This is a genomic window from Streptomyces sp. NPDC046335, from assembly GCF_055587985.1.
Window position 1 is genome coordinate 1 of sequence record NZ_JBVJFF010000046.1, and the last position, 2,042, is coordinate 2,042.

Below are 2,042 nucleotides of genomic sequence, written 5' to 3' on the forward strand. Positions count from 1 at the left end.
GGCACCAAGGCCGCCGCTCAGGCGCTCGGGATCTCCCAGCGCACCGTGGAGCGGTACGTCGCGGGCAATCTCAAGCGGCCCCGCAAGGGCCTGCGCGGCCGCCTGGAGGGCGAGGTGAAGAAGAGGTGGCAGCCGCAGGTCCGCGCGAAGGCGCGGAAGAAGGCGGCGACCACGGGCGGGCTGATCATCTCCACCCGCGCCCGCTTCGGATTCGAAGCCGCCGCCGGCACGACCGACGATGCCCGGATCCGGGACATCACCCAGGCCCTGCCGCCCGAGTACGCCGACCAGCTGTTCAGCGCACGGGAGCAGGGAGCGAACGAGAACCAGCTCCGGCAGATCGCCGCAGACGGCCTGGCCCGGATGTACTTCCGCGCCAACAACACCAGGGCCCACGACCTGGGCGTGGAGTTCACCGACGTGGAACGGCTCGACATCGAGCTCTAGCAGCCGCGCCCCGAACAGCCCACGAGCCCGGTGTGATGAGCCGGAGCACGATAGTTGTCATAGGCAGGCTTGTTGTCACCCTCGGTCCGATATTGCATCGCCTGAGGTGGTCGCCCGATGGCAGGCTGCCCGCATGGACCACGCGGAAGCACTGCTTATCGGAGGACGAGCTGGTGTCGGCAAGACGACGGTGGGGTGGGAGGTCTCGGCGCTGCTGCGCTTCGCGGCCGTCGCTCACGCGATCATCGATGGTGACTTCATGGGGCAGGTGCATCCTGCACCAGTGGGAGACCCTCACCGCGCGGAGATCACCGAGAGCAATCTGACTGCGGTGTGGGCGAACTTCGCCCAGCGTGGGTATCGGCGTCTCATCTACACGAACACCTTGAGCGTGCTGCCGGAGGCAGCGGGCATGTTCGAACGTGCCATGGGGGGTGGGGTACGGATCACACGAGTCCTGCTCACCGCCTCCGACGCCACTGCCCGTGAGCGGCTGGTGGGCCGAGAACGCGGCTCAGAGCTGGAACAGGAGCTGGAGGGAAGTGTCCGCAAGGCACGGCTCCTGGATCAGCGGGCCCCTGAAGACACTGTGCGAGTAGCAACGGACGGGCGACTCATCGTCGACATCTCACGGGAGGTAGTGGCCGCCACCGGTTGGACGACCATCGTTTCGCCGTGACAGAAGAGCTGCCGAACGAGTACGTGTGACAAAGTCGAATGCCTCGTGGGTGACAACCAGGCTGCCTCGTCCAGCTCTTCCCGCCAGTTCAGCGGGCTTCACCGGTGAAACCTTCTGCGCTTCGGCTCATCTTCGTCGGGCCGCCTCGCGAGTAGCGTCGGAGAGGCAGGTACCCCCGGTGGGTGCGCGGCCCGGGGCACCCCCACCGCTCCCGGGCCGCGCACCCACCGCGTGCGACGAACCTGCAAACCCGGGGGGTCGACATCCCGAGTGTGCGACACGATCCTTGTGCCATGGTTTTCCGTTGGCTCCGTCGCCGCAGATCCTCGTCCGATCTCGCCCGGTTGCCGTCCGGCCCGAGACAGGAGGGGCGCGGCGCCGGGGAGGCTGCGTGCACCGGGTGCGCCAGGACCGCTCGTGGGACAAAACCCGTGCCGACGTGCCCGGCCTGCGGGACGAAGGACCACGGACTCATCGAGGGTGCTGTGGCCAGGTCTGTGCTGCGGGATGGGTCCTTTGCCACGCACTGCCGCGGATGCCGGCAGGTGACGTTCGTCTTCGAACCGGACACGGTCTGCTCGGACTGCCTCCGTCTACTGCCCGACCTCAACGAGCGGCTGCGGGAGCGGTTCGGCGTGCATGGGCCCGGGAGCAGCGAGGGACTGCCCTGCATCGGCTGCGGATTAAAGGAACAGACCCCGGACATGGAGCAGGTCGTGGAGTGCCCGCACTGCTTCGAAGAACTGGGCTTCGCGCAGGACGACTTCCCGCGACAAGGGGCGTTCCTGAGGTGCCCGGGGTGCGGCCGAGCCGTTCGCATCCCACCCACGGTCTGGTGCCCCGACTGTAGCCTCAACTTCCGGAGCGACGGCATCGACGACCTGGTCAGGGAAGCCAACGCCTAAAGAGGTCATTT

At 67.5% G+C, this 2,042-nt stretch carries 3 protein-coding genes; all 3 read left to right on the top strand.

The window, feature by feature from the left end:
• Positions 1-447 (top strand): telomere-protecting terminal protein Tpg (gene tpg, locus ACZ6JY_RS40725; RefSeq protein WP_469204642.1); only part of this gene is annotated, 447 nt, incomplete at its 5' end.
• Between the two features lie 133 nt (positions 448-580).
• Positions 581-1,126, top strand: a complete 546-nt coding sequence (locus ACZ6JY_RS40730) for an ATP-binding protein (protein ID WP_469204644.1) — start codon at positions 581-583, stop codon at positions 1,124-1,126.
• A 545-nt stretch (positions 1,127-1,671) separates the two neighbouring features.
• Positions 1,672-2,031, top strand: a complete 360-nt coding sequence (locus ACZ6JY_RS40735; protein ID WP_469204646.1) for a hypothetical protein — start codon at positions 1,672-1,674, stop codon at positions 2,029-2,031.
• Positions 2,032-2,042: the final 11 nt, after the last annotated feature.